The 23,977-nt window shown below is 63.2% G+C and carries 27 protein-coding genes and 1 pseudogene; 15 read left to right on the top strand and 13 right to left on the bottom strand.

Features of this window, described 5'->3' with window-relative positions; translation table 11 throughout:
- Positions 1-115 precede the first annotated feature (115 nt).
- Positions 116-361 carry a DUF1150 family protein gene (locus D1227_RS01460; RefSeq protein WP_119375433.1) on the top strand — a complete coding sequence of 82 codons (246 nt, stop codon included), beginning with the start codon at positions 116-118 and terminating at the stop codon, positions 359-361.
- Positions 362-439: 78 nt separating this feature from the next.
- Here D1227_RS01460 and D1227_RS01455 read toward each other — a convergent pair whose 3' ends face one another.
- Both D1227_RS01455 and D1227_RS01450 read right to left on the bottom strand, forming a co-directional pair.
- Entirely contained in the window at positions 440-2,569 is a 2,130-nt protein-coding gene (locus D1227_RS01455; protein WP_119403528.1) for an alpha/beta hydrolase family protein, read from the bottom strand.
- Between the two features lie 95 nt (positions 2,570-2,664).
- Positions 2,665-3,651, bottom strand: coding sequence for a 2-hydroxyacid dehydrogenase (locus D1227_RS01450; RefSeq protein ID WP_119403527.1), 987 nt, complete (start codon positions 3,649-3,651; stop codon positions 2,665-2,667).
- Positions 3,652-3,757: 106 nt separating this feature from the next.
- On the opposite strand from D1227_RS01450, the gene D1227_RS01445 reads away from it, so the two are divergent.
- The 6 genes and pseudogenes from D1227_RS01445 to D1227_RS01420 all read left to right on the top strand — a co-directional run bounded on the left by D1227_RS01445 (position 3,758) and on the right by D1227_RS01420 (position 7,673).
- Positions 3,758-4,273, top strand: a complete 516-nt coding sequence (locus D1227_RS01445; protein ID WP_158586536.1) for an SH3 domain-containing protein — start codon at positions 3,758-3,760, stop codon at positions 4,271-4,273.
- Positions 4,274-4,377: 104 nt separating this feature from the next.
- Positions 4,378-4,932 (top strand): bifunctional 3-hydroxydecanoyl-ACP dehydratase/trans-2-decenoyl-ACP isomerase, encoded by a 555-nt coding sequence (fabA, locus tag D1227_RS01440; RefSeq protein WP_119375430.1) that lies wholly within the window; start codon positions 4,378-4,380, stop codon positions 4,930-4,932.
- A gap of 66 nt (positions 4,933-4,998) precedes the next feature.
- Positions 4,999-5,814 carry an enoyl-ACP reductase FabI gene (locus D1227_RS01435; RefSeq protein ID WP_119403526.1) on the top strand — a complete coding sequence of 272 codons (816 nt, stop codon included), beginning with the start codon at positions 4,999-5,001 and terminating at the stop codon, positions 5,812-5,814.
- 1 nt (position 5,815) lies between these two features.
- Complete coding sequence (locus tag D1227_RS01430; RefSeq protein WP_119403525.1) at positions 5,816-6,586, top strand: hypothetical protein; 771 nt, start codon at positions 5,816-5,818, stop codon at positions 6,584-6,586.
- Positions 6,468-7,043, top strand: a pseudogene (locus D1227_RS20550) (GFA family protein). Before D1227_RS01430 ends, D1227_RS20550 begins: the two are co-directional and overlap by 119 nt.
- A 375-nt stretch (positions 7,044-7,418) precedes the next feature.
- On the top strand, positions 7,419-7,673 hold the full coding sequence (locus tag D1227_RS01420; protein ID WP_119403524.1) for a YjhX family toxin: 255 nt from the start codon (positions 7,419-7,421) through the stop codon (positions 7,671-7,673).
- On the opposite strand, the gene D1227_RS01415 is transcribed toward D1227_RS01420, so the two are convergent.
- On the bottom strand, positions 7,670-8,572 hold the full coding sequence (locus D1227_RS01415; RefSeq protein ID WP_119403523.1) for an SDR family NAD(P)-dependent oxidoreductase: 903 nt from the start codon (positions 8,570-8,572) through the stop codon (positions 7,670-7,672). The genes D1227_RS01420 and D1227_RS01415 overlap by 4 nt on opposite strands.
- A 141-nt stretch (positions 8,573-8,713) precedes the next feature.
- Here D1227_RS01415 and D1227_RS01410 point away from each other — a divergent pair, with 141 nt between their 5' ends.
- The 3 genes from D1227_RS01410 (at position 8,714) to D1227_RS01400 (ending at position 10,831) form a co-directional block, all read left to right on the top strand.
- Entirely contained in the window at positions 8,714-9,370 is a 657-nt protein-coding gene (locus tag D1227_RS01410) for an SDR family oxidoreductase (protein ID WP_119403522.1), read from the top strand.
- 144 nt (positions 9,371-9,514) lie between these two features.
- Entirely contained in the window at positions 9,515-10,114 is a 600-nt protein-coding gene (locus D1227_RS01405) for an NAD(P)H-dependent oxidoreductase (protein ID WP_158586535.1), read from the top strand.
- Between the two features lie 36 nt (positions 10,115-10,150).
- Complete coding sequence (locus D1227_RS01400; RefSeq protein ID WP_119403520.1) at positions 10,151-10,831, top strand: nitroreductase family protein; 681 nt, start codon at positions 10,151-10,153, stop codon at positions 10,829-10,831.
- A gap of 3 nt (positions 10,832-10,834) precedes the next feature.
- Here D1227_RS01400 and udk read toward each other — a convergent pair whose 3' ends face one another.
- The 5 genes from udk to rpsO form a co-directional block, all read right to left on the bottom strand.
- Positions 10,835-11,521, bottom strand: a complete 687-nt coding sequence (udk, locus tag D1227_RS01395; RefSeq protein WP_119375421.1) for a uridine kinase — start codon at positions 11,519-11,521, stop codon at positions 10,835-10,837.
- Positions 11,522-11,639: 118 nt separating this feature from the next.
- Complete coding sequence (locus tag D1227_RS01390) at positions 11,640-12,071, bottom strand: endonuclease domain-containing protein (RefSeq protein WP_147373246.1); 432 nt, start codon at positions 12,069-12,071, stop codon at positions 11,640-11,642.
- A 239-nt stretch (positions 12,072-12,310) separates the two neighbouring features.
- Positions 12,311-13,138 (bottom strand): CAP domain-containing protein, encoded by an 828-nt coding sequence (locus D1227_RS01385; RefSeq protein ID WP_119403518.1) that lies wholly within the window; start codon positions 13,136-13,138, stop codon positions 12,311-12,313.
- 250 nt (positions 13,139-13,388) lie between these two features.
- Positions 13,389-15,527, bottom strand: coding sequence for a polyribonucleotide nucleotidyltransferase (gene pnp / locus D1227_RS01380; protein ID WP_119375419.1), 2,139 nt, complete (start codon positions 15,525-15,527; stop codon positions 13,389-13,391).
- A gap of 72 nt (positions 15,528-15,599) precedes the next feature.
- Complete coding sequence (gene rpsO, locus D1227_RS01375) at positions 15,600-15,869, bottom strand: 30S ribosomal protein S15 (protein WP_119375418.1); 270 nt, start codon at positions 15,867-15,869, stop codon at positions 15,600-15,602.
- Between the two features lie 378 nt (positions 15,870-16,247).
- On the opposite strand from rpsO, the gene D1227_RS01370 reads away from it, so the two are divergent.
- Positions 16,248-16,955 carry a polyamine aminopropyltransferase gene (locus D1227_RS01370; RefSeq protein ID WP_119403517.1) on the top strand — a complete coding sequence of 236 codons (708 nt, stop codon included), beginning with the start codon at positions 16,248-16,250 and terminating at the stop codon, positions 16,953-16,955.
- 101 nt (positions 16,956-17,056) lie between these two features.
- On the opposite strand, the gene D1227_RS01365 is transcribed toward D1227_RS01370, so the two are convergent.
- Positions 17,057-17,398 carry a P-II family nitrogen regulator gene (locus D1227_RS01365; RefSeq protein WP_119376044.1) on the bottom strand — a complete coding sequence of 114 codons (342 nt, stop codon included), beginning with the start codon at positions 17,396-17,398 and terminating at the stop codon, positions 17,057-17,059.
- A gap of 387 nt (positions 17,399-17,785) precedes the next feature.
- Between D1227_RS01365 and D1227_RS01360 the strand changes: the two genes are divergently transcribed.
- A complete protein-coding gene (locus D1227_RS01360; RefSeq protein WP_119403516.1) occupies positions 17,786-17,968 on the top strand; it encodes a hypothetical protein in 183 nt (60 codons plus the stop codon).
- A 118-nt stretch (positions 17,969-18,086) separates the two neighbouring features.
- Here D1227_RS01360 and truB read toward each other — a convergent pair whose 3' ends face one another.
- Positions 18,087-19,025 carry a tRNA pseudouridine(55) synthase TruB gene (truB, locus tag D1227_RS01355; RefSeq protein ID WP_119403515.1) on the bottom strand — a complete coding sequence of 313 codons (939 nt, stop codon included), beginning with the start codon at positions 19,023-19,025 and terminating at the stop codon, positions 18,087-18,089.
- 100 nt (positions 19,026-19,125) lie between these two features.
- Positions 19,126-19,728: a manganese efflux pump MntP gene (locus D1227_RS01350; protein WP_119403514.1), complete on the bottom strand. Its 603-nt coding sequence runs from the start codon at positions 19,726-19,728 to the stop codon at positions 19,126-19,128.
- A 96-nt stretch (positions 19,729-19,824) separates the two neighbouring features.
- On the opposite strand from D1227_RS01350, the gene D1227_RS01345 reads away from it, so the two are divergent.
- Both D1227_RS01345 and D1227_RS01340 read left to right on the top strand, forming a co-directional pair.
- A complete protein-coding gene (locus D1227_RS01345) occupies positions 19,825-21,174 on the top strand; it encodes a mechanosensitive ion channel family protein (RefSeq protein WP_119403513.1) in 1,350 nt (449 codons plus the stop codon).
- Positions 21,175-21,287: 113 nt separating this feature from the next.
- Entirely contained in the window at positions 21,288-21,770 is a 483-nt protein-coding gene (locus D1227_RS01340; protein WP_119403512.1) for a hypothetical protein, read from the top strand.
- A gap of 183 nt (positions 21,771-21,953) precedes the next feature.
- On the opposite strand, the gene D1227_RS01335 is transcribed toward D1227_RS01340, so the two are convergent.
- The gene (locus tag D1227_RS01335) at positions 21,954-22,913 is read right to left on the bottom strand and encodes a hypothetical protein (RefSeq protein ID WP_147373244.1); all 960 of its coding nucleotides are present in this window, start codon (positions 22,911-22,913) and stop codon (positions 21,954-21,956) included.
- The gene (locus D1227_RS20435) at positions 22,856-23,035 is read right to left on the bottom strand and encodes a DUF6471 domain-containing protein (protein WP_411710414.1); all 180 of its coding nucleotides are present in this window, start codon (positions 23,033-23,035) and stop codon (positions 22,856-22,858) included. The genes D1227_RS01335 and D1227_RS20435 overlap by 58 nt, the downstream gene beginning before the upstream one ends.
- Before the next feature lie 176 nt (positions 23,036-23,211).
- Here D1227_RS20435 and D1227_RS01325 point away from each other — a divergent pair, with 176 nt between their 5' ends.
- Positions 23,212-23,958 (top strand): hypothetical protein, encoded by a 747-nt coding sequence (locus D1227_RS01325; protein ID WP_119403509.1) that lies wholly within the window; start codon positions 23,212-23,214, stop codon positions 23,956-23,958.
- The last annotated feature ends 19 nt before the right edge of the window (positions 23,959-23,977 follow it).

Below are 23,977 nucleotides of genomic sequence, written 5' to 3'. Positions count from 1 at the left end.
CGACACCAGATTCACCATGACACCCGAGCCCGGCGGCGAGAGGAGCTGCCGCCAAATGGGGCTTCTCGCCGGGCATCATGTGTCGTGGTCCTGTCTTTGAAGGAAGGAGCATGCCATGACGACAGACCTTCAACATCAAGCCGCCAAGCTGTTTTCGGCGAAGGATCTGGTTTATATCCGCCGGATCGCCGAAAAAGAGCTCGATGGCCTGCCGCCTGAGGCGCTCGACACCGTTGCCGACCGTGACGCACTGTTCGTGCTCGCCAATGGTGACGGCCAGCAACTGGCGATCGTCGAAGGCCGCGAAGCTGCCTTTGCCGCCGCCCGCGCACACGAGATGCGCCCGGTCAGCGTCCACTAGAGACGCCCTCGGCAAGAGATTGAAAGCATGAAAAAGCCCGGCAGAGATGCCGGGCTTTTTTTGTCAATTGGCCTCGCTTTAGTAGCCAGGATTCCTATTGGTCGGGTTGTACCGCGACAGGAACTCCAGGATGTCGCGACGGATCGTCTCTGGCTCGTCGGTACGGTAGGCGCCGTAAGAGTGCCCGGACTTGTCCATCACGACGTACTCAAACGTCTTGTTCGCACTGTCCAGTCGGCTGCGAAGCAGCTCAGCCTGCTCGATCGGCACGATATTGTCTTCTCGGCCATGGAACAGGAACACCGGCGCCTTGAGTCTTTCGACGTGCCGGGCGGGAGAGCGAGCGATCAGGTCGTCGTAATCGTTGACCGGATCGCCGAGCTGCGTCAGCCAGTATTCGTACGTTGACGAATTGCTGCCGCGTTCGGCCTGGGACCATTTCTGCATTTCACGAAGGTCGTACACGCCGCCGCCAGCCAGAACGCAACGATAGGCGTCGGGCGTGGCCACGGCGGCCTGCATGGCAGCGTAGGCGCCATAGGAATAGCCCATGATGCAAGCTCGGTCCGGATCCACCATGCCTTCAGAGACAAGGTGGGTCAGAGCATCTTCGACATCCGTCTGCATGATGCCGCCCCACTCACGATAGCCAGATTGCGCAAACGTCTTGCCCATGCCGGCAGAACCGCGGAACTGCGGCTGAAAGACGGCATAGCCGCGCGAGGCCAGCAATTGCGCCATGCCATCATAAACGAAAAAGTCGCGCGCTTGCGGCCCGCCATGCGGATACATGACGAGTGGCAGGGAGTCGGCCGCCTCGATTCCGGGTGGCAGGGTCAGGTAACCGAAAAGGTCCTTACCGTCCCTTGACTTGTAATCGACGACCTTCACCTCGGCGGTTGCCTTGCCCGCCATTGGTGCCCGGCGCACGGCGACTTCCCTGATCTTTACCTCATCGAGGTCGAAGGTCAGGTATGTGCCGGGATTGCCGGGGCCCGTCGCGGCGATCAACCACTTGCGGCCATCATTGCTCATGTCGACAAATTCGAAGGTCTGCTGGTCGCCGAGATAGTTTTCCAGCGCATCGACATATTGTTGCTGCGCCGGATCAAACAGCAGCATGCCTGGCTTCTTGCCTTCCCAGCGAACGCCGATCAGTTCATTGGTATTGGGGTCGAAGATGCCGCCCTCCATGTCATAGTCGGGATGTTCGGCAATCTTCTCGACATGCTCACCCGTAGCGAGGTTGTAGAGATAGATTGCATGTCTGTCCTGCGTGCCGGGAACATCGCGGACATAAAATAGCGGCGCTTCTTCGGCTGGCTGCAGGATCTGGAATTTGAACGGTGTTTCGAGCTCGTCGACCAGGTCGTTAATCTTGATTGACGCGCCGCGCTCCCATGAAAGCTTGCCGTTTTCCTTCTTTGTCAGAACGTAGAAGATGTTTCGCGTGCCGGTGGAGTTTTCGTCGATCCGGTAAATCAGGTTACCGTCCGCATCGGTCTGGTATTGCGTGGTGCGGTCATTGCCGCGTACGAACTCTTCGAAGTCGCCGGAGTTGACATTGACCCGGTATACGTCGGCACCGCCAAGCGTAATGTTGTCGCTCTTCTTGTTGCCATAGTCCGGCGCGCGCCGCGAAACCAGCATGTGCTCGGGGTCGGACGGAACGACATCGATCAGGTTCACCTGGGTGTAGATGTTGTCCATGTCGCGGTCGCCCTCGAAGAACCGGACGAGGTTTCCGCCGTCGCGGTCGATGCCATACAGCGCATCGACGCGATACCCACGGGCATCTGGATCGAACCAGTCCGCTTTGTTCATCAGGCTGTTGGTGTTGCGGTTAAATACCGCATACGCCTCGACGATCAGGCGGTCCTCAGTTGCCCAGTGAACTTCGGTAATGCGGAGATCCTCGAACTTGGTGCCGGCAAATTTCAGCTCCGCATCTTCGAGGTCTGTGACGACGAGGAAATAGTCCAGCCCGTCCCGCCGCACGCCTGCCATATAGCGGCCGGATGGCGACAGCTCGCCGCTGAAGAATGTCGGCTCGGCAACGATCTCCTCGATTGTGGGGATGTTGTTTCCGATCGTGTAAACGGTATCGAGCCTGCGCTCGGAATCTCCGTTTGCGTCCTGTGCGCTCGCCGCAAACGAAAGCAGCAGGCTTGCCGCAGCCAGAAGCCCGGACTTCGCCGTCAAATTCATCGATTACTCCTTGTCGACCCTACAGGGAATTAATGGATTTCCAGCCTGTCCCGTCAAGGGGAAAGCCGCACAGCCTGTGATTGACTCAGGCGGGTCTAGAGGATCGCCGGGATGACGCGGTCCGGGGGCTTGTGGCCGTCGGCGAAGGTCTTGATGTTGATGATGACCTTTTCGCCCATCTCGATCCGGCCCTCGACCGTGGCCGAGCCCATATGCGGCAGCAGCACGACATTCGGCAGGCCGACCAGTTCAGGGTTGACCACCGGCTCGCGTTCGAACACGTCGAGGCCGGCGCCGCCAATCCGTCCTGCCTTCAGCGCCCGGGCGAGGGCGGCCTCGTCGATCACCTCGCCGCGCGCGGTGTTGACCACGAAAGCGTCGGGCTTGAGCAGGTCGATCCGGCGCGCATTCAGCAGGTGGAAGGTCGCCGGCGTGTGCGGGCAGTTGACTGAGATGACGTCCATCCGCGCCAGCATCTGGTCGAGGCTCTCCCAGTATGTGGCCTCCAGCTCGTCAGTGACCTGGCGGTTCAATGGCTTGCGGTTGTGATAATGGATTTGCAGGCCGAACGCCGTGGCCCGGCGGGCGACGGCCTGGCCGATGCGGCCCATGCCGATAATGCCAAGACGCTTGCCGGCGAGGCGGCGGCCCAGCATCCAGGTTGGCGCCCAGCCATCGAACTTGCCCGCTTCCAGCAGCTTCACGCCTTCATAGAGGCGGCGCGGCACGGACAGGATCAGCGCCATGGTGACATCGGCGGTGTCGTCGGTCAGCACGCCGGGCGTATTGGTCACGGTGATGCCGCGCTGGACGGCGCTCTCAATGTCGAGATTGTCGACCCCGGCGCCGAACTGGGCGATGTGGCGCAGCTGCGGCCCGGCCTGGGCAAGCAGGCGCCCATCGATTCGGTCGGTCACGGTCGGCACGAGAACGTCGGCACGCTTCACGGCATCTATCATCTGCGCGTCGGAAAACGGGACGTCAGTTTCGTTGAGTTCCGTGTCGAAAAGCTCCTTCAGCCGGATCTCGACGGGATCCGGCAGGCGCCGCGTGACGATGACCTTCAGCCGCTTTGCGGTCATGAACGTTTCCTTTCCTGCTTCTGCGCATAGCAGAGCATTTGCCGATCGCCAATGCGCAGCCCTGCGGCTTTACCGCCGATTCACCGGCGCGCGCGATAAAGGCCTCATGAAACTGCCTGCACGTCTTGTCTTTGCTGTTTGCCTTATCCTGAACGCCGCCAGTTATGCAACTGCCGTTGCAGAGCCCGAGCCGGTGCGCATCAGCCAGTTTTCCGGCAAGCCGGTGCCGCGATTCGAATCACTGCGCTACTCGGCGGTTCATGGCCGGCGCGGGCCATCCAAGGACCACGAAATCGTCTGGCGGTATGAGCGCCAGGGCATGCCGGTACTCGTGGTCAAGGAAACCCGCGACTGGCGCCAGATCCGCGATGCCGACGGCGACGAGACCTGGGTGCAGGCGCGGATGCTGAACGATCGCCGCAACGTTGTCCTGCTGACCAAGGCGATCATGCGGCGCAAGCCCAATGAGCTCTCACGCGGCATGGCGTCCATCCAGAAGGGCGTCATTGCCGAGCTCGAACAGTGCGAGGATGGCTGGTGCCGAATCAAGGCCGACGGCTTCAAGGGCTGGGTCGAGCAGGCCTCGCTCTGGGGCATTGAGACGCATACGGACGGGCTCTGACGTCACCCATTCCTGCAACCCAGCGTCTCGTTGTCATTGCTTGACAATCCAGCCTCAGGCAGGCTCATGCGCGTTTTCTTGTTCTGATCAGCAGGAGTCCCCTCATGAGCGGACCGCACGACTTCCATACCCCCAAGTCCTCCTACACCAAGGAAGACCTCCTCATCTCGGGCCAGGGCCAGCTTTTCGGGCCGGGCAATGCGCAGCTGCCCATGCCGCCGATGCTGATGATGGACCGGATCACGGAGATCAGCCTGGATGGCGGCCAGTTCGGCAAGGGGCATGTAATCGGCGAGTACGACATCCAGCCGGATCTCTGGTTCTTCCAGTGCCACTTCCCGGGCGACCCTGTGATGCCGGGCTGCCTCGGCCTTGATGCGATGTGGCAGGCGGTCGGCTACTGGCTCGGCTGGTCCGGCTCGCCGGGCAAGGGCCGCGCGCTCGGGGTCGGCGAGGTGAAGTTCACCGGCGAGATCACACCGGACAAGAAGCTCGTGCGCTATGAGATCGACATCAAGCGGGCCCGCCGCGGCCGGCTCGTCCTCGGCATTGCCGATGGCCGGGTCTATGTCGATGGTGAACATGTCTACACCGCGCTCGACATGAAGGTCGGCCTGAAGAACGTCCTTGATGGCAATGCGAGCATGCCGGGCGCTTGACGCATCCGGCGCGCGCGCCTAGCCCGAAGGCTGGAAAACATATTCACCGTCAGGGAGTGAGCGATCATGTCGGACGACTGGAACATGCCGTCAGGCGAGCTGATGAAGGGCAAGCGCGGCGTCGTCATGGGCGTTGCCAACCAGAATTCGATTGCCTGGGGCATCTCGAAACAGCTGGCTGCCCAAGGCGCCGAAATCGCCTTCACCTATCAAGGCGAAAGCCTCGAGCGCCGGGTCCGGCCGCTGGTGGAATCCATCGGCATGGACGCGATGATCCCGGCCGACGTGACCGATGATGCGAGCATGGATGCTGCCTTCGCGGCCATCAAGGAAAAATGGGGCAAGATCGACTTCCTCGTTCACTCCATCGCCTTTGCCGGCAAGGAGGAGCTGCAGGGCTCGATGGTCGCCAATACGACGCGTGAGGGCTTCCGCCGCGCCATGGACATTTCGGTCTACTCCTTCATCGATTGCGCCCGGCGCGGGGCCGAGCTGATGCCAGATGGCGGCGCAATGATCTGCATGACCTATCTCGGTGCTGAACGCACCGTTCCGTCCTACAACGTCATGGGCGTCGCCAAGGCGGCGCTTGAAGCGGCCACCCGTTACGCGGCGCGGGACCTCGGTGCGCAAGGCATCCGCGTCAACGCCATCTCGGCGGGCGCGATGCGCACCCTGTCGCTGGCCGGTATTCGCGGCGGCAAGTCGCTGATGGGCACCGGCCGCGACTGGTCGCTGCTGAAGGAAGACACGAAGATGGAAGGCGTCGCCGGCGCTGCGCTCTACCTCCTGTCCGATCTCGGCCAGTCCATCGCCGGCGAAGTCATGCACGTCGATGCGGGCTTCCACGTTGTCGGTGTCCCGGACCTTCCGGACGAATAGGATGAAACCCCTCCGCGCCGCGCTTGCCCCGATCATTGCGCTTTCGCTCACCCTGCCGGGGTGCGCGACGCACGAACCGGGCACGCATGCCGCAGATGACGCGCCTGCCTTCGATCTTTCAAAATGCCAGGGCTTCCGCAATTTCGACCTCGCCGAAATCCGGGAGCGGATGAGCGAAGAGGACTGGCAGAAGGCGTCAGACCGGGTCACCAATATTCTCGCCGATCAGCATGTTCCCGAAGTGGCGAAAGATGCCGAGACGCTGATCCTTGCCTACCAGGCCTCTTACCCGACTGTGCGGACCACGATCTGGTATAGCGCGGAGCGTCAGGAGTGGCGGGGCTACAGGACGTCATCCGGCACCGCCTACGGCCCGGTACCGCCGCCACCGCCGCCGCCCCCTCCGCCTGAAGACCCCGACCAACTGGCCAAATATGAAGCCGCCCGTGCCAAGGAGCAGGCCCGCAAGGAAGCGGCCGAACGCGCGGAAGAAGAGCTGCGCCGCGAGGGCTATCTCTACACCGCTGCGAGCACCGCGATCATCGAAGCCTGGATGAATGACCCGTGCTTTGCCGCCGAGCCCGACTTCATCAGAACACCGCTGACACTGAAGCTTGGCGACCGGGCCGGCGAGGGCTGGTACTGCCCGCCCGATGGCAATTTCTGGGTCGGCGAAATCCGCAAGCGCGGCGAGACCGTGCGCCAGATGTCAGTGCCCTGCATCTCCAAGACCGCCACCCACGGCTTCCTCGCCTGGGCAACGTCCTATTGAGGCCGTCATGACCACCCGAACCGCCTCCTGCCGCTGTGGCCAGCTGACCGTCACCTGCACGGGCGAGCCGGTCCGCGTCTCCGTCTGCCACTGCTTTGCCTGCCAGCAGCGCTCGGGCAGCGCCTTCGCGGTGTAGGCGCGCTGGCCGGACGAGCAGATCAGCATTGAGGGCGAGACGAAGACCTGGGTGCGCACGGCAGACAGCGGCAACAAGGCGACCTATCGCTTCTGCCCGCATTGCGGCTCGACCATGGCCTATATCATCGAGGGTTGGCCCGGCGTGACCGCCATTCCCGTCGGCAATTTCACCGATCTCGACTTTCCCGCCCCGAAGCACTCGGTCTTCGAGGACCGCAAACATGCCTGGATCGAGATTCTCGGCGAGGATGTGCAGCACGTGACCTCGACGCAGGCCGCGAAAAAGCCGTCGCTGGAATTGCGCGGCGAGGAAAGCTGACGACCCCACCCCGACCCTCCCCAGAGGGGAGGGGGAACGTTGCGCCATGCCAAGACGTTAGCGCGCACGCCCGCATGGTGAGCGAAGTCGAACCATGCGCGGGCTTTGCAACATTAGAGACAGCCTTCCCCTCCCCTCTGGGGAGGGTCGGGGTGGGGCTTGCGCTCACGTGTGACTTGCCCCAAATACAGCGCTCCAATGGAGTGTTGATGACACGCAACCTGTCTGAGTCCCGCTAAGGGGCCTGCCGCGAGCGCCGTAACCGGCGAGGCAGGCCGACAAGCGAATGCCGGTCTCTCAAAGCTGAGAGGCCGAGGACTTGTCATGCGTGCGCCCTTTAAAGCGGGCCGCGCACACCTTCCGGACTACAGACACATGGATATCTCCCGCGCCGAACAGCGCATCCTTCACCTGCTCGCCCAGGGCGGGCGCATTGAAACCATCCGCCAGGGAAAGAAGCTCGCCGAGCTGCACTGCTACTCGCGCGATGGCTGGCGGTTTGCCGGCCTCGACGAGCATCTTTTCCGCAAGCTGAAGCGCAAGCGCGCCATCGCCTCGAGGGGCGGTGCGCCCTATCGCATCACGCGGCGGGGACTGGAACTGGTCAGGGCCGAACTGGACAACCGCTAGGCTGGCCGGACCGCCTCTCTCAGCGACGCGAAAACGTCCATCCCGAAGTCGCCCTCATAGGCGGCTTCGGGTGTGGCCCGGACCGCTTCGTCGAGAGCGGCGGCGTCCGGGCCGATCAGGATGCGCCACTGGCCCGCGCGCACGCCGTCGAGGATGACCTTTGCCGCGTCGGGTGCGCTGGTGATGGCATTGTCGCGAAACATCTCGCCGCGCGCCTTTGCGGCTTCATACTCTTCATTGCCCCCGCCAATCGCGGAATTGTCGCCGAACTCCCGCAGCGTGTTGAGCGCGATCTGGGTGCCGATATGGCCGGGCATGACGACCGACGCCGTCACATGCGGGGCGTTGATGCGAAGATCCGTGATCAGCGCTTCGGTGAACCCCTTCACGGCGAACTTGGCGGTCGAATAGGCCGTATGCGGTGTTTCCGGCCCGAGGCTCGCCCAGAAGCCGTTGACCGAGCTCACATTCACGATGTGGCCTTCATCGGCGGCGATCAGCATCGGCATGAAGGCGCGAGCATTGTAGTAGACGCCGTACCAGCAGACATTGAAAGTCCGTTCCCAGCTTTCGCGCGGATCGCTGACGAAGCTGCCGCCGCCGCCAATGCCGGCATTGTTGATCAGCAGGTGGATATGGTCGGTCTCGTGCGCGGTGCGGACATGGTCTGCAAAGGCCTGGACCTGGTCTTCCTTGCCGACATCCGCGCGGAAGGCGGTGATCCTCACCCCCTGCGGCGCGAGCGCCTCGGCAGCCGACACCGTGCCGGCCATATCCTCTTCGGAGATGTCGCAGATCGCGACGCTGCAGCCGGCCTCGGCGAGCTGTTTGGTCATCTCCCGGCCCATGCCGGCTCCGCCGCCAGTGACAACGGCGATCTTCCCGCTGAAATCCTTCATTCTTTCCTCCCGGTTTTATAGTTGCCGGAAGCGTAATCCCGCGATTGGCCGCCGCACAGGCATGACCGCGAGGAAACTGTCTGGAACACGCGCCGCCGTGCCATGTTATGGACAGGCAGCACAACGGAAAGGATCTCAGCCATGGCCAACATCTTCCTGATCGGCGCGACAGGCGGGGTCGGCAGCCGGCTGGTGCCAGACCTCATCGCGCGCGGCCATGCCGTCACGGGCCTGCATCGCAAGCCCGAGCAGGCCGAGGCCCTGCGTGCGGCCGGTGCCATGCCGGTCGAGGCCGACCTGATGGAGATCTCCGCCAGCGACCTGGAAATGATGGTGCAGGGCTCGGATGCTGTCGTCTTCTCCGCCGGGGCGGCAGGCAGCGGGCTCGACCGGACAACCGCCATCGACGGCGACGGCCCGGTCAAGCTGATCGAGGCGGCCCGCAAGACGGGCGTCAAACGTGTCTACCTCGTTTCCGTCTTCCCCGATGCGGGGCGCAGCCGCGAGCGCCGCGACGGCTTCGAGCACTATATGGCCGAGAAGAAGCGCGCGGACGCCGCGCTGGCTGGCAGCGAGCTCGACTATGTCATCATCCGCCCTGGCACGCTTCAGAGCGAGGCGGGCGACGGCCGGGTCCGCGCCGGTCACGCCATCCCCTATGGCAATGTCGCGCGGGGTAATGTCGCCGCCTTCATTGCAGAGCTCATCGACACGCCATCGATCCGCCGGGAGATTTTCGAGCTGACCGATGGGGATGTGCCGGTCGCCGAGGCGGTGGCGAGCCTCAGGCGGGACTGACCCCCGAGATCTCTCCACGCGACCAGACCGCGCCGCGAAACGGCCTTGCGGCTGCGCCGCCAGTACCGCTTCGAAGAAACTGCTTGCGATTCATGCGCTGAACAATTATGAATTCATTCAATGTTTACTGAGAAAGGGGCTGGCATGGCCGCACGTATCTTCATCTGGGTCGGACATCCGCGCGATACCTCGCTCTCGCATGGAATGGCCGATGCCTACCAGAAGGCCGCCGAAGCCGAAGGCGCCGAGACCCGCCGCATGAATTTGCACGAGATGGACTTCGATCCGGACCTGACCGAAGGCTATCATGCCCGCAAGACGCTGGAGCCGTGCCTGGAAGAATGGCGCGAGAATATCATGTGGGCGAACCATCTTGTCTGGGCCTATCCCCAATGGTGGGGCGGCATGCCCGCCAAGATGAAAGGCGTTATCGACCGCTGCTTCCTGCCTGGCTTTGCCATGGCCTATCACGAGAAAGGGCCCTGGTGGGACAGGCTGCTGGCTGGCCGGTCAGCCGATGTGTTCATGACGTCTGATGCGCCGGTCTTCTGGGATGCGCTATCCTATCGCCGCGCCGCCAAGAACCAGGTCGAACGGCCCGTCTTCAACTTTGCAGGCATCAAGCCCTTCCGCACCTTCCAGTTCGGCCCGGTCAAGGGCACGCCCCAGGCCGGGATCGACACCTGGCTCGCCAAGGCGTCAAAGCGCGGCGCGGCCATGGCGCGCAAGCTGGCGAAAGCGTGATTTGCCCGTTCGCGCGGGCTGCGCCAGACCGGTTGCATGAGGACCTCACCAGAAACCCATCTCCCGCTGGAGGGCTACCGGCTGTTGCCGGAAGCGGAGATGCGCCAGCGTGCGCTCGCCTTCCATGAGACCATGCGCACCCGCCGCTCGGTGCGTGCCTTTTCAGTCAGGCCCGTGCCGCAAGGGTTGATCGAGGCCTGTGTCCGGGCGGCCGGGACAGCGCCATCGGGGGCCAATCACCAGCCCTGGTTCTTCGCCTGCGTCGGCTCGCCGGAGAAAAAGCGCGAGATCCGGGAGGCCGCAGAAGCCGAGGAGCGCGCCTTCTATGCCGGCAAGGCGGGCATGGAATGGCTGGACGCACTGACGCCCATCGGGACCGATGCGGACAAGCCCTATATGGAGACCGCGCCCTGGCTCATCTGTATCTTCGCGCAGCGCCGCGGCGGGGCCGAGGCCGGTGAGGACCGGAAGAATTACTACATCCATGAGAGCGTCGGTATCGCGACCGGCCTGCTCATCGCGGCCTGCCATGAAGCGGGGCTGGCGACGCTGGTGCATACGCCGAATCCGATGAATTTCCTGAACGGGATTTGCGGGCGCCCCGCGACGGAGAAACCCTTCCTGATTCTCGTTGCCGGGCATCCGGCAGAGGGTGCCATGGTGCCGAAGCACGCGCTCAAGAAGAAGCCGCTCAGCGATATTGCGGATTTTCTCTGACGGTCAGATCACGCCGGCGCCCTGCAGGCGGGAGATGACAGGGGCGAGCATCCGGTCGATTGCTTCGGCGCCCGGAATGACATCGCCATAGGCCGGCAGGCCCTCATCGGCGATGACAAGGTCGGCCTCGAACTTGGCCGGATGGGTGAAGCGGTAATGCGCCGCGCGCACCGTTGTCAGATAGTGCTCCAGCACGTTCTGCACGGTTCGTCCGCGCTCCAGCACGTCGCGGCGGATGCGGCGCGCCAGGCGCAGATCGTCCGGCGTGTCGACATAGATTGACAGGTCGATCAGCGGGAACAGCTCGGGCACGGAAAGGGCGTGGATGCCTTCCAGGATCAGGACCGGTTTCGGATCGATACGAAAGGTCCGCGTCGTGTCGCGGTCATGCCGGTCGAAATCATAGACGGGCTGCTCGATATACTGGCCGGATTTCAGCGCCTTGATGTCATTGACGAGGTGGCGGTTATCCTTTGAGGCCGGATCGTCATAATTGGCCTGCGCGATGATCGCGGCGCGCTGCTCGGGCGTGTCGCAGGGGCCGTAATGGCGCATCGGCCAGTAATAGCCATCCTCATGGAAGATGACGGCCTTGTCCGCGCCGAGGCGCTCGATCAGGGCATCGGCAAGCGTCGACTTGCCGGAACCCGAGCCACCCGACATGGCAATGAGGAAGGTTGAGCTGGTCATGCGCCGGATGTAGCCGGAACCCGCCCGGCAGGGAACCCATCCCCGCAGATGCGGGCCGCTCGCTCCACCCCGACCCTCCCCAGAGGGGAGGGGATGAGGCTGCGAAGTCGAGTCGAACCTACCCGTATGCGTCCCCTCCCCGCTCGCGGGGAGGGTCAGGGTGGGGCGAGTATCGCCACGACAGTTCGTCATAAATCCGGTCTGCAACGCCACTCGCATTCTGCCAGACGTCACCGTTGAAAAACCTCAACGTATCAAAGCCCAGCGCCTTGAGCGCGCGATCACGTCTTGCGTCTTGTTCATGGCTATGGGTTTCGCCGTCGATCTCGATCACAAGCTGCGCGCGATGGGAGAGGAAATCAACGATCCAGCGATCAACAGGGGCTTGCCGCCGGAGATGAAACGGCTTGAAGCGTTCGGTCCGCAGAATGGACCAGAGCAGCCGTTCTGCGGGCGTCATATCGCGCCGGAGTTGGCGGGCCCTGAGAATCTGGGAGCGAGAAGCCATTAAAGAACAAAAACAGAACATTTTTCCTTTGTAAAGCCCCACCCCGACCCTCCCCAGAGGGGAGGGGGCGCTAGACGCAGCCTTTCTCGCCGGCCCATGGTTCGACTTCGCTCACCATGCGTCCCGACAGTTGTACCGGGCATAACCTCATCCCCCTCCCCTCTGGGGAGGGTCGGGGTGGGGCCTGATCCGGGGATCAAACAAAACAAAGGGCGCTCTCCATCAGGAAAGCGCCCCTTGCTCGTGGACGGGAGCCTCCTCCCGTCTCGGGGTCTTCTGGCCTAGCGGCTGACGATCGGGCCGCGCAGCACGTAGGTGTCGGTGTTCAGCTCGACGAGGATGTCCAGATAGGCATTGCCCGGCTGGTCGACGCTCTCAGCCGTCAAGCGCATCATCTGGCCACCGGCGAGCCGGTTGCCGGCATCGTCGGTGAGGTTCCAGCCGGCGGTGCGGAAATAGTCCTCACTCATGCGGGGCTGGAAGCTGGTTGCGCCCGCGATCTGCAAAGGGAGCGGCGTTTCCAGCTCACCATCGACGGTTGTCAGCATCTGCACGACATAGACGCGGTCATTGCCCTCGGCGACGCCGAGGCCGGTTGCGTTGAAACGCTCGCGGGTCAGGTTTTCCCGGTTGGCCTTGTCGGAGCGGATCGCCTCATAGATGTGCTCGGCGCTGGCATCGGCACCCAGCACGACGACATTCGCGCCGGTTGCGCTGGCAAGGACCTGACGGTCGAGCGCGCGCATCCGGTAGACATGGCCGCGGCCTTCAAGGTCGCTGTGGCCGGCATAGTTGCGCGCTGCCATGTCCAGGGCGTGAGCGCGGGCAGCCTGGTCCAGCGAGGCGCGGCGTTCGAGCGGCTCGAGGCCGGCTTTGGCGCGGGCAGCATTGGTCTTCTCGAAGACGGCCGTTTCGCGGTCAGCGGAAAAGGCGTCTGATGCGCCGAGGCAGGCCTGGACTTCTTCGACATAGGAGACAACGTCGTCGCCATATCCGTCAGAGAGATCGCAGCGGGTTTCGGCGGCGGCGGGCGCGGCCATGAAAGCGCCGCCTGCTACCGCAATGGCCAGCAGCGTCGAGGCGCGAAGAGTGTCATATTTCTGTAACATAACTGCATCATTTGAAATGTGACAGTTATGTGTCAACTAAAATCTTGCGCTGCAGCGCAGCATATTTTTCATGCGTATACGGAGCGAGTCCACCACTATTGGGGATCCGGCGAATTCCCGTTCCGGATGCGAAATGAAATTTCTGGCTGAATCCGTGTGCTGACGGGGCTTCGAAGCTCGTTCGCGGCCACAAAAAAAAGAGCCGCAGCATGTGCGGCCCTTTCGTGACGGTGTTTGTGGAAGGTGGAGCCTATTCGGCGTCCGCGTCAGCCGTTTCGGCTTCCTTGTCCTTGCCGGTCTCCTGGTCGACGGCCTTCATCGACAGGCGGACCTTGCCGCGATCGTCGAAGCCCATCAGCTTGACCCACACGGTGTCGCCTTCCTTGACGATGTCCTTGGGATGGCCGACGCGCTCGTCCGCCATCTGCGAGACGTGCACCAGGCCGTCCTTCGGACCGAAGAAGTTCACGAAGGCGCCGAAATCCTTGATGGAGACGATCTTGCCTTCATAGATCTCGCCGACTTCCGGCTCAGCGGTAAGTTCGCGGATGCGCTTCTTGGCGGCATCGATGGATTCGCGGTCGAGGGCCGAAATCTGGATCGTGCCGTCGTCTTCCACGTTGAGCTTGGCGCCCGTCGTGTCGACGATGTCGCGGATCGTTTTGCCGCCGGAACCGATCACGTCGCGGATCTTGTCGACCGGGATGTTCACGATTTCCATTTGCGGTGCGTTGGCCGAGAGCTCGCCGCGCGAAGCGGCCAGCGCCTTGTTCATCTCACTGAGGATATGGGCACGGCCACCTTTCGCCTGATCGAGAGCGGTTTCCATGATCTCCTTGGTGATGCCGGCGATCTTGATGTCCATCTGCAGCGAGGTGACACCTTTCTCGGTCCCGGCGACCTTGAAGTCCATGTCGCCGAGATGGTCCTCGTCACCGAGGATGTCGGAGAGGACGGCAACGCCTTCATCATCCTTGATCAGGCCCATTGCGATACCAGACACCGGGCGCGAAATCGGCACGCCTGCATCCATCATCGCCAGCGAGCAGCCGCACACCGTCGCCATGGAGGACGAGCCGTTCGACTCGGTGATCTCCGAAACAAGGCGGATGGTGTAGGGGAACTGATCGGCTTCCGGCAGGACGGCGCTCAGCGCACGCCAGGCAAGCTTGCCGTGGCCGATCTCGCGGCGGCCTGCGCCACCCATGCGGCCGGTCTCACCGACGGAATAGGGCGGGAAGTTGTAGTGCAGGAGGAATTTTTCCTTCCGCGTGCCACCGAGGCCGTCGATGAACTGCTCATCGTCGGAGGTGCCGAGCGTGGCAACGCAGATGGCCTGCGTCTCGCCGCGCGTGAACAGGGCAGAGCCATGCGTGCGCGGCAGGAAGCCGGCTTCGGCAACGATCGGGCGGACCTGGTCGAGCGAACGGCCATCGATACGCTTGCCGGTCTTGATGATGTCGCCGCGGACAACCTTGGCTTCGGCCTTCTTGAAGGCAGCCTTGAACACAGACTCGTCCATGCCGTCGGGCTTCTCTTCCGTCGCCACGAGAGCTTCAGCAGCCTTCTCGCGGGCCGCGCCGACAGCTTCCTGGCGGGCCAGCTTCTCGGTGATCTTGTAGGCGGCAGAGAGGTCTGCACCGACAAGGTCCTGAATCTGCTTGAGTTCGCCCGACAGGTCTTCGGCGTCAAACTCGAACGGTTCCTTCGCGGCCTTCTCGGCGAGCTTGATGATGGCGTCCATCACCGGCTGCATCGCTTCATGGCCGGCCATGACGGCGCCGAGCATCACGTCTTCCGGAAGCTCCTTGGCTTCGGACTCGACCATCATCACGGCATCGTTGGTGCCGGCGACGACGAGGTCCAGCTCTGACTCTTCAAGGTCCTGCTCGGTCGGGTTGATCAGGTACTGGCCGTCCTTGTAGCCGACGCGGGCCGCGCCGATCGGGCCCATGAACGGGGCCCCGGACAGGACGAGGGCGGCGGATGCGCCGATCATGCCGATAATGTCCGGATCGTTTTCCATGTCGTAGGAGATCGCCGTGATAACGACCTGGACTTCATTCTTGAAGCCATCGACGAAAAGCGGGCGGATCGGGCGGTCGATGAGGCGAGACGTCAGCGTCTCTTTCTCGGTCGGGCGGCCTTCACGCTTGAAGTAGCCGCCTGGGATGCGGCCCGATGCGTAGTATTTTTCCTGATAGTTGACCGTGAGCGGGAAGAAATCCTGCCCCGGCTTGGCTTCCTTGCGGAAGGTGGCTGTCGCGAGGACGGTGGTGTCCCCATAAGTGACGAGGACGGCCCCGTCAGCCTGACGAGCGACACGGCCCGTCTCGATCGTCAACGTGCGGCCGGCCCATTCCAGCGACACGGTTTGCTTGTCAAACATAAGTCTTCTTTCTCTTCATACGTAAAGCCCGCCAGGACCCCATGTCCGGCGGGCTTGAGATTGGCAGGGCGCCTAGCGGCGGATCCCCAGCTCTTCAATGAGCGCCTGATAGCGGCTCTCGTTCTTCCTCTTGAGATAGTCGAGGAGTTTCCGGCGCGTGGCGACCAGGTTGAGCAGGCCGCGGCGCGAATGGTGGTCTTTCTTGTTGGTCTGGAAGTGGTTGGTGAGGTTGTTGATCCGCTCAGTGAGGATCGCAACCTGCACTTCCGGAGACCCGGTATCGCCTTCGGTCTGGGCGAATTTCTTGATCAGTTCAGTTTTCTTTTCTGCCGTGATCGACATCGTCAATTACTTTCGTTTTCGCCTTGCGGCGGGTTGCACTGTCTCGCCTGTGATGGGCGGGGTTTCGTGAGACGGGTTGCGCCATTCAGCCAGGGCCGGGATGTCGTCCAGCCGGGCTAGAGAGCGGAACGCTCGCCTCAAGGGGGCGCACATCGCACAGAATGCCCCAAAAGGGAAGGGGCAGGGTGTGGTGAAAGGTGTGGTCCAGACCAGGCTTCACCCCACCCCAGCCCTCCCCGCAAGCGGGGAGGGTGCGCAGGCAGCAATCATCGCGCGAGGTTGCCGTCAGCGTTCCCTCCCCTCGGGGGAGGGTCAGGGAGGGGGCGATGTCTGGACACACGGTTTCCGTTCGCGCCGAAATCCCTTTACACCCGCACAATGTCCAAACTTTTCGAAGAACTCGACTATCAGGTCACCGATATAGGGGCCGTCAGCCTGCGCCGGCGGCGCATCCTGTCGCTCGATAAGGATGTCTGGGAAGTCCTGCTCGGTGACGAGCATCTGATGTCGAGCCTGTTTACCGCGTCCGAGGTGGCGCTGGCGCAGCTCGGTCTTGCGGCGCTAGGCGAGGCGCCGGCAGAGGGCTGGGATGTCGTGGTTGGCGGGCTCGGCCTTGGCTATACCGCAGCCACCGTGCTGGAGGATGCGCGCGTTGGTCGGCTGCAGGTGGTCGAGCTGCTCGCCCCTGTCATCGAGTGGCACGAGAAACGCCTCGTTCCGCTCGATCCGCCGCTCGCCGCCGACAGGAGGTGCCGCGTCGTTGAAGGCGACTTCTTTGCGCTGGCCGCCTCTGATGAAGGCTTCGGCGGGCCGCAGGATGCGATCCTGATCGACATCGACCACACGCCGGACTGGCTGCTCGATCAGCGCAGCGGCAGTTTCTACTCTGAAGAGGGCTTTGCGCGCCTCGCCCGCCACCTGAAGCCCGGCGGCCTGATGGGTCTGTGGTCCGATGCGCGTGCGGACGAGGCTTTCGTGGCCCGCATGGCGAAGGTTTTTAGCAACGCCTGGAGCGAGCCGGTCACCTTCCACAATCCGCTGCAGGACAAGCCCTTCACCCAGACCGTCTATCTGGCGCGCACATAGAGCCCCACCCCGACCCTCCCCAGGCGGGAGGGGGTGCAGACAGCTCAGCCGGGTGCAACCTCATCCCCCTCCCCGCTGGGGAGGGTCGGGGTGGAGCCAGCCTACCCGATTGCCAGTTCGTCCTTCTCGCCGGTGCGAATGCGCACAACCTGGTCGAGCGTGTGGACGAACAGCTTGCCGTCGCCGACCTTGCCGGTCGAGGCGACCGACTGGATGGTGTCGATCACCTGGTTCATGATCGCGCTGGAGACGGCGATTTCGAGCCGCAGCTTCGGCACTTCCGTCGTGGTGTACTCTGCCCCGCGATAGAATTCGGTCTGGCCGCGCTGGCGGCCGAAGCCCTTCACCTGTGTCACCGTGATGCCCTCGACGCCCAGCTGCAGCAGCGCCTCGCGCAGGTCGTCATATTTGTGCGGGCGGATGACGGCGGTGATCATGTGCATCGGGTGTTCCCTTTCATAGCGCAGGCCGAGATCGACCAGGCGGCGGATGGCTTCTGAACGCGATGGCAGGTCCGACTGGCCGCGGCGCCACTCATCGACGGTTTTCGAGAATTCACTGGAGGCGACAAGCTGGATTCGCTGGTCGAGTTTTTCCATCGGGACGGTCTCTTCTTGTCTACGCTTTTACGCTTGTCCGGGCCGGGGGATGGCCCTGCCGGGCGCGGCAAATCTGGGCGCCTGGAGCCCTCTCAATCCCACAGAATCGCAAGTTACGCAAATGCGTAAAATATACATGTTGACAAACTTACACATCTTACATATCTTCAGCGTAACAGACGAGGCGAACCGGCCCCGAAAGGCCGGCAAAAAAGCCGAAGGAGAGTGAAGATGACCAAGCTGATCTATCGCGGCCATGTAGTGAAAGACGCCCCTCAGGCCCGCCAGACGCTGGCAGACCAGATGCGCAAGCCGCACCTTGTATACCGCGGTGTCGCCCATGACGGCACGCACCCTGTGGAGATCGAGACCGGCACCCGCCATCTCGTCTACCGCGGACACCGTTTCGCCTGAGCCCATGGCGAAAACCCGAGGCTATCCTCGACCCCATCAGATAGCCCTGACACGGAAAAGGCTGCCCACGTGAGAAGGGGCAGCCTTTTTTGTTGCGTTGCGAGCGCGCGCCTGCGGCCTAAAGCTGGAAAACCCTGACCGGCTGGAAGCGGCCGGCGCGGATTTCGCCCATGGCGACGGCGGTCTCCCCGGCCATGGCGAGGGCGAGCCGGTCCTCCGGATCGGGGTTCTTCTCCGCCCGCCAGCGCTCGACGACATGCGGCATCAGCATCACCTCGCGGCCCTGGCGGATGGCGGCAGCGTCCTCGTCTGAAATCTCGACATCCGGCACATCCTCGAGCACTTCCTCAACCGGCAGCAGCAGCTCAAGCAAGGCCTCGCGGTCCATCGCCTCCAGCGCGTCCAGCGCAATCGCCTCATCCTCATGCATCACGCCGACCCGGATGCGGCGCAGCTTCGAGACGTGGCCGTCGCAGCCGAGCGCGGCGGCAAGGTCGCGGGCCAGCGCGCGGACATAGAAGCCCTTGCCGGACCGGATATGGAAGACGGCATGGTCGGCGTCCGGCATCTCGATCAGGCGCGCCTCATGCACGACGACCTGGCGGGACGGGATCTCGAAACTCTCCCCGTCGCGGGCGAGATCATAGGCGCGCTCGCCATCGACCTTTATGGCGGAATATTTCGGCGGGATCTGCGCGATCTCGCCCTCGAAACGCTCCAGCGCCTGCTCGATGGCCGCGCGCTCGGGGCGGGTATCGGAGGTCGAGATCACCTCGCCCTCGCCGTCCAGCGTATCGGTCGAGCGGCCCCATTCGATGGTGAAGACATATTCCTTGTCGGCGTCCATCGCCCACTGCACGGTCTTGGTCGCCTCGCCGAAGGCAATCGGCAGGATACCGTCCGCCAGCGGATCCAGCGTGCCGCCATGACCGGCCTTCTGGGCGTTGAACAGCCGCTTCAGGATGCCGACCACCTGGGTCGAGGTCACGTCCACGGGCTTGTCGACATTCAGCCAGCCATGAACGGGCAGGCCCTTCTTCTTGCGATTGCGTGCCAAGCTGGCCTCCTTTGCTGCCGCCGGCGGATCGAACGCCGGGCGAAGCGGATGAGAAAGATCAGGCGCCGGAGCTAGTGGCGCGCGGGTGCAGCGTCAACCGTCAAATCCCGTTCGACAGGTGCTGCCAGAGGATCAGCGCGCCAATGGTGATCAGCACCACACCGCCCACCGCTTCGGCATAGCGCCCGAGCCAGACACCCGCCTGCTTGCCGATCAGCGCGCCGAGAGCCGCCATGAGGGTGGTCACAACACCGATCACGATCACGGCGGTGATGATGTTCACGCCCATCATGGCGAGCGAGACCCCGACCACCAGCGCATCGATACTGGTCGCGAGCGCCGCCAGCACCAGCCGGATCCAGGCCGGCCCCTCGCTGCCAAGGCCCGGCGCGGCGATCTCGACATTCTCCTCATGCGTTTCGACGCTGCCGCTGGCGGCTTCGTACAGCATGTGCAGGCCGACCCCGAGCAGCAGCACGAAGGCGATCCAGTGATCGACCGGCGCGACGAGGCTCGCCATGGCGAGGCCGACAAGGAAGCCGATGACCGGCATCAGCGCTTCCATGCCGCCAAACACCGCGCCGATGCGCAGCGCATCGCCCGCCGTGACGCGCTTCATCGACGCGCCCTTGGCGAGGGCGGCGGCGAAGGCATCGACCGACAGCGAGAAGCCGAGGGCAATCAGGGTGAGTAATCCGCTCATGGCCGAGCCTTGTGGCCTGACGGACGGCGAGTCGCAAGGCCCACGTTTCGCAAGAAGGGGGAACACGAACGCTTCCGGACGTGTTATGGGCTCGTCATGGTCCGGATGCTCCTTGCCGCCCTTTTATGTTTCTCTGCCCTGGCGGCCGGCCTCGTGCATGCGCAGGAGGCCCCAGCGCCCGCAGACGAGGCGCCCATCGTCACAGAGTCCGCCAATGACGCCGCCATCGAGGCGCGCCTTTCCGGCATCTACGACCAGATCGACGGGCTGTCCGGCATAGAGGCGAGCGTCGAGCAGGGCGTCGTCACGCTGTCCGGCACCGTCACCAGCCAGGCCGATGCTGCCCGCGCCGCCGCCATAGCCGAGCGGCTGGAAGGCGTCGTCACCGTGCAGGAGCGCATCACCCGCGACCTGTCCATCGACACCTCGCTGTCCCCGGCCATCGAGAGCCTGGAAACGAGCGTGCAGCGCGGCTGGGAAGCCTTGCCGCTGGTCGGGCTCGCCATTGCGGTCTTCCTCGTCATCGCCTTTATCGGCCACCTCCTCGCCGCCTGGTCGGGCCTCTGGCGGCGGATGACGCCGAACCCCTTCCTCGCCGAGATCGTCGCCCAGGCCTTCCGCTTTGTCGCGATCGTGGTCGGCCTCGTCACCGCGCTGAACCTGGTCGGCGCGACCGCGCTGATGGGCGCCATCCTCGGCGGTGCGGGCGTCATTGGCCTTGCCATCGGTTTCGCGGTCCGGGACACGGTGGAGAACTACATCTCCTCCATCATGCTCAGCCTGCGACAGCCCTTCCGCGCCAATGACCATGTCCTGATCAACGAGCATGAAGGCAAAGTCGTGCGCCTGACATCCCGCGCCACGATCCTGATGACGCTCGATGGCAACCATCTGCGCATTCCCAATGCCACCGTCTTCAAGGCGATCATCCTCAACTACACCCGCAATCCCGAGCGCCGCTTCGATTTCGCCCTCGGCGTCGATGCCGGAGACGACCCGATTGCCGCCATGGCGACCGGGATCGCCGCGATCAGCGCGCTCGACTTCGTGCTCAGTGACCCGAAGCCCGATGCCATCATCGAGACGGTCGGCGACAGCAATATCGTGCTGCGCTTCTTCGCCTGGGTGGACCAGACCGAGAGCGAGTTCATGAAGGCCCGCTCGCTCGCCATCCGGGCCGCCAAGGACGCGCTGGAAACCGCAGGCTTCACCCTGCCGGAGCCGATCTACCGCCTCCGCTTCGACCAGGGCGGGGCGCCTGTCAGCCTGCCCGGCAAGCCGGCCGAGCCCCCGGCCCGCCCGAAACCGGTGCCCGTGCCCGACAAGGCGGCCGAAGGCGAGGTTCTCGATGTGCGGCCCGACGAGCACATCTCTGAAAAGGTCGAGGAAGAGCGCGCCCAGACCGGTGAAAAGGACCTGCTCGATTCCCGCCGCCCGGTGGAATGATCCGGCGAAGGCGAGGGCTGCAATAGCTACTGCAGATTGTTAACAGAAAACTGCGTTTCCCGCTTGACGCGAACCGCCCTTGACGCATTCACTTGAGGCGGGAGGGGACGACTATGTGTTCTGAAGGGGGAGGTCCGGAATTCGTGATTGTCGACGGGGAGGACATGATCCCCGTGCCGCGCGCGGCCATTGCGCCGCCGGACATGAATTTCGGCCAGATGCAGCATTGGGAAGGTGAGGGGCACGTGCCGCTCTTCTATTCCTGCGCCATGCACACACCGGTATTCCTTCGCCTGACAGGTGACTGGTTCGCCAGCTGGCGCGAGGAAGCGCTCGCAGACCTTGCCGAAGACGGGCCACGGCCCGGCAGCGCCGAAGCCTACTGGCACCATCTCGGTGCGCTTGAACTCGATGCGCTGATCGAGGCCGACCCGCTGCTCGCCGCACACCTGCTGCGCCCGCAAGCCTTCGAACTCTGCCAGCTCCTCGGCGCCCCGGGCCGCAGCCCCGTGCGCTATTGCATGGTGAGCGTAGAAGACCTGATCATCTCGCCAGCCGTGGTCCGCATGGACGGCGTGGCTGTCCGGGTGGGGTAGCGTCGCGTTTTTCTCGGCCCGGTCAACTTCATCCCGGACGCGCAGCGATCCGGGATCCAAAAAGTGTAGGCTGAGTCCCGGCCTGACCTGCGGCCAGCCGGATCGACGGCGGGAATTCCTGCAGAATTTCGGACTGATGTAGCAAGCGCACCATCGGTGCCGGGTGGCCCCCGTGATTCGGGGCTAGTCGTTGCGCTGGCTGTCTCGGTTTATTCCGTAGTTGTTGGCGGAAGCTCGCCACATAGATTCAACGTGGTCTACAGTGATCATGTCGTAGATGAAGTTACCCTTAGACCCTTTTCCCACTTGGTTGAATGTGAACGGTTGGGAATCTTCTCCAAACGGTGTTTTCCAAGTGAAAATGCCGGAGACATTCACCATAAAATTTTTGCCGGAACGCTTCCACTCAGCGATTTTTGCAACCTCTTTGGGTTGAAGCCTAAGATTTATGGAAATGAGCTTTTCCCCACCCGCCTTAAGCCCAGGCATCAAAACCCAGTGGTGATCTGCGGCGCTGGTATGCCAGAAGTGCTCGACAGTCTCACCAAGCGAGGCCACCAAGACCGCAACTTTTTTAGCGCAAAAAAAGCGGGCTGGGCTTTGCCCGCAATTCTCTACGGTCAGAACAAGTTCGAGCTTGCTGTTCCCTTCAGTGGTTACGAGTTCGCCCAATTCGTAAGTGAGGTAAGGCCGAATCTGAGCCTGCCCGATCTCACGAGTAACGGCGACCGCGTCTTGAGCTGCACGATTTGCGTCATCAGCCTTGGTGATTGTCTGGCGGGTGGCCTTGAGGGTTCTCTGCAACAGGTACACAGCCCAAACGCTCACTATCAGAGCGGCGAGGCTGACCCCAACCATGGCCCATTGCGCCCAACCATCGCCAAGAAAGAGATGATCATTCGATTGGGTATCGCTGTTCTTCTCGGTGTTGCTTGGGCCGTATTTTGCGCGAGAGCCTTCCAACGCCGTGAAGGTATCCGCGGGGCGCTCGTCCTTCGGGGTAGCTTTTTGATTTGCCTGCTGACTTTCGGCTTGCCCGTGATCGGGAATTGGACTGTCCAGTAGCGGCAGATATTTCGATGCGATCAGGAAACAAACCACGCATCCAATAACAATGAGGATGAGCCAACGGCCTCTAGACATTGCAACAGGAACGCCGCTGTGAACTTGCCCAGGCTGAGCTTGTTGCGAATGTTCGCCTCTTTTTCATCAACACCTATCTCCGCCAGCCTGTCGCCTAGGTCATTATAGGTGATTCTCTTCAACTTCAGTTCGGTCTCGCGAGAGGCTGCGGGCTTCTGTCACCCGCGCAAGCGGCGGCCTAGCTATAAAAGTCCAGCAAGTTTGGCGCTGGGTCCCGGATCGCTTTGCGTCCGGGATGACGGTGGGATTTTCGTTCGATTTTCCCACACCCTTCCAACCATCCCCATAATCCCCGCCCATGACCGAGGTGTCCGATCAGAGCAGCAAGGCCGTCCTTGAGCGGGGCTGGGCGCGGGTGGCGCAGCTGCTGGCCCTGCTGCCGGGCCTGACCGGCCTGCTCGCCAGACTGGAATCAGACTCTTTTCATACCGCCATTGGACTCTTTCCGGCCCCGTTCCGGGGCGAGGTGCTGCGCCTCGTCCAGACAGCCGAAGCCCTCACCCGCCGCCTGCTCGGCGTGATGGCGTTTGAACTGGCCCCGTCTCGACCTTCGGTCTCACATGGGCCGGGCTGCAGCCCTGAGCGCGATCCATCGCGAAGCGGGGATCAAAAGCACACACTCTTTGAGCGCGATCCATCGCGAAGCGGGGATCAAACCAGAAAGCCTCGCATGCCGGGCTTCAGCCTGTTCGAATATATCCCGCCGCTCGATGGCGGCACGGAACTGCCGCCCCCTGCTGCAAACAAGGCAGGATGGGGCGCGAGCGCAGGGCCCCGGCCGCCTTCATCCCTGAAGCTTGTGCGGCGGATCGTGGCGCTGCACGGGGTGATGAAGAACCGGCGCCGGGCGGCGCGGCGGCTCGCCCGCTGGCTGGACAAGCTATCGCGCTCGAAACGCCCGCGCCTGCACAATCTTCGGCCCGGTTATCCGCCGGGCCTTCGCCGTGAGGACGATCCCGATGGGAGCCGGGCGAGCGAACTGGGCGATATGGTCCGCGAGCTGGCCTGGGCCCGGGCGGGGCCCGGCCTCTTCCAACCGGCCTAGACACTATCCGGCCTGCACG

The sequence above is a fragment of the Henriciella mobilis genome (assembly GCF_003576315.1).
GTDB lineage: Bacteria > Pseudomonadota > Alphaproteobacteria > Caulobacterales > Hyphomonadaceae > Henriciella > Henriciella mobilis.
This window is presented reverse-complemented; position numbering and strand designations above follow the sequence as displayed.

Excerpts from the sequence above, each read along its gene's own strand:
- D1227_RS01460 (WP_119375433.1), top strand. The coding sequence starts at position 116 with ATGACGACAGACCTTCAACATCAAGCCGCCAAGCTGTTTTCGGCGAAG.
- D1227_RS01455 (WP_119403528.1), bottom strand. The coding sequence starts at position 2,569 with ATGAATTTGACGGCGAAGTCCGGGCTTCTGGCTGCGGCAAGCCTGCTG.
- D1227_RS01450 (WP_119403527.1), bottom strand. The coding sequence starts at position 3,651 with ATGACCGCAAAGCGGCTGAAGGTCATCGTCACGCGGCGCCTGCCGGAT.
- D1227_RS01445 (WP_158586536.1), top strand. The coding sequence starts at position 3,758 with ATGAAACTGCCTGCACGTCTTGTCTTTGCTGTTTGCCTTATCCTGAAC.
- fabA (WP_119375430.1), top strand. The coding sequence starts at position 4,378 with ATGAGCGGACCGCACGACTTCCATACCCCCAAGTCCTCCTACACCAAG.
- D1227_RS01435 (WP_119403526.1), top strand. The coding sequence starts at position 4,999 with ATGTCGGACGACTGGAACATGCCGTCAGGCGAGCTGATGAAGGGCAAG.
- D1227_RS01430 (WP_119403525.1), top strand. The coding sequence starts at position 5,816 with ATGAAACCCCTCCGCGCCGCGCTTGCCCCGATCATTGCGCTTTCGCTC.
- D1227_RS01420 (WP_119403524.1), top strand. The coding sequence starts at position 7,419 with ATGGATATCTCCCGCGCCGAACAGCGCATCCTTCACCTGCTCGCCCAG.
- D1227_RS01415 (WP_119403523.1), bottom strand. The coding sequence starts at position 8,572 with ATGAAGGATTTCAGCGGGAAGATCGCCGTTGTCACTGGCGGCGGAGCC.
- D1227_RS01410 (WP_119403522.1), top strand. The coding sequence starts at position 8,714 with ATGGCCAACATCTTCCTGATCGGCGCGACAGGCGGGGTCGGCAGCCGG.
- D1227_RS01405 (WP_158586535.1), top strand. The coding sequence starts at position 9,515 with ATGGCCGCACGTATCTTCATCTGGGTCGGACATCCGCGCGATACCTCG.
- D1227_RS01400 (WP_119403520.1), top strand. The coding sequence starts at position 10,151 with ATGAGGACCTCACCAGAAACCCATCTCCCGCTGGAGGGCTACCGGCTG.
- udk (WP_119375421.1), bottom strand. The coding sequence starts at position 11,521 with ATGACCAGCTCAACCTTCCTCATTGCCATGTCGGGTGGCTCGGGTTCC.
- D1227_RS01385 (WP_119403518.1), bottom strand. The coding sequence starts at position 13,138 with ATGTTACAGAAATATGACACTCTTCGCGCCTCGACGCTGCTGGCCATT.
- pnp (WP_119375419.1), bottom strand. The coding sequence starts at position 15,527 with ATGTTTGACAAGCAAACCGTGTCGCTGGAATGGGCCGGCCGCACGTTG.
- rpsO (WP_119375418.1), bottom strand. The coding sequence starts at position 15,869 with ATGTCGATCACGGCAGAAAAGAAAACTGAACTGATCAAGAAATTCGCC.
- D1227_RS01370 (WP_119403517.1), top strand. The coding sequence starts at position 16,248 with ATGTCCAAACTTTTCGAAGAACTCGACTATCAGGTCACCGATATAGGG.
- D1227_RS01365 (WP_119376044.1), bottom strand. The coding sequence starts at position 17,398 with ATGCACATGATCACCGCCGTCATCCGCCCGCACAAATATGACGACCTG.
- D1227_RS01360 (WP_119403516.1), top strand. The coding sequence starts at position 17,786 with ATGACCAAGCTGATCTATCGCGGCCATGTAGTGAAAGACGCCCCTCAG.
- D1227_RS01350 (WP_119403514.1), bottom strand. The coding sequence starts at position 19,728 with ATGAGCGGATTACTCACCCTGATTGCCCTCGGCTTCTCGCTGTCGGTC.
- D1227_RS01345 (WP_119403513.1), top strand. The coding sequence starts at position 19,825 with ATGGTCCGGATGCTCCTTGCCGCCCTTTTATGTTTCTCTGCCCTGGCG.
- D1227_RS01340 (WP_119403512.1), top strand. The coding sequence starts at position 21,288 with ATGTGTTCTGAAGGGGGAGGTCCGGAATTCGTGATTGTCGACGGGGAG.
- D1227_RS01335 (WP_147373244.1), bottom strand. The coding sequence starts at position 22,913 with ATGTCTAGAGGCCGTTGGCTCATCCTCATTGTTATTGGATGCGTGGTT.
- D1227_RS01325 (WP_119403509.1), top strand. The coding sequence starts at position 23,212 with ATGACCGAGGTGTCCGATCAGAGCAGCAAGGCCGTCCTTGAGCGGGGC.